The 891-nt window shown below is 57.2% G+C and carries 2 protein-coding genes; both read left to right on the forward strand.

Annotated features, from left to right (window positions below; all coding sequences use genetic code 11):
- Positions 1-180: 180 nt before the first annotated feature.
- Positions 181-549 (forward strand): J domain-containing protein, encoded by a 369-nt coding sequence (locus ABEA12_RS18730; RefSeq protein WP_425571789.1) that lies wholly within the window; start codon positions 181-183, stop codon positions 547-549.
- A gap of 13 nt (positions 550-562) precedes the next feature.
- Positions 563-891, forward strand: a 329-nt coding sequence (locus tag ABEA12_RS15025) for a hypothetical protein (protein ID WP_345468805.1), incomplete at its 3' end; no start/stop codon positions are given.

Here is an 891-nt window from a genome sequence, read left to right on the forward strand (position 1 = left end):
AAAACGCCACAAGATCGGTTCTCTCCAGCGGTTTCTTTGGAGCCGGTGAGTTCTGGGCCCTAGTAGTCCCCGGGACCCACCGGCACCCCTCACCACTCATATGGGTGATTAAACCCAAAGGCTATCGAAAGAGTTATCGAAGGAGGTGGGAACGTGGCCGAACCTGCAGATCCATACTTGGTGTTGGGTCTGAACGTTGGGGCCACGCGGCGTGAGATCGCCCGGGCTTACAGGTCCGGTGTTCGCCGCTACCACCCAGACACCATGTCTGCCGAAGCATTCTCCCCGGCTTCTCGCAAGAGCGCCGATAGGGCATTGGCCCGGGTGATGGAAGCCTACGAAGCATTATTACGTCCATCCACCGGCGCTGAGAATGAACGTCCCGGCAAGACTACGTCACCGCCACCCCAACAATCGCCATCCGATCACCCACCAGGTGATCGATTGCAGTCCCATCACATGCCGGTGCGCTACCACGCACCAAGGCTTTTGGCCCAAGATACCCCACCCATCCAGGTTTCCCCTCTGTGGTGGAAGCCGGCTAGCTAGGAGGTGCTTCAGGATGAGCGCTTGGCGTCGCTACGATTCGCCGTTGCTGCCCATTTTCCATGAACGTTTCGAGGAACGTTGGGGTGCAGGAACTGCACCGTTTTTGGATCCTGAAGTCCATGAGCAACCGATGCCGCGGGCCCAATGGATCAACATTGATACCGGAGCGGCTCTGGTGGTTGTTCCGGTATGGAGTGATGATGAGGCCCATCGGTCGTTTGGGATGTTTTACCTTCCTCCTCAAGGGGATATTTGGTTGTTGCGACCTGGTCTTACTGACTACCTTGAGTCGGGGCAACTGGAGAAGGTGAGGTTGCGCAATGACGCGTTCAAGAAAGCCGT

Origin of the sequence: Paeniglutamicibacter antarcticus (assembly GCF_039544305.1) — a bacterium.
Lineage (GTDB): Bacteria > Actinomycetota > Actinomycetes > Actinomycetales > Micrococcaceae > Paeniglutamicibacter > Paeniglutamicibacter antarcticus_C.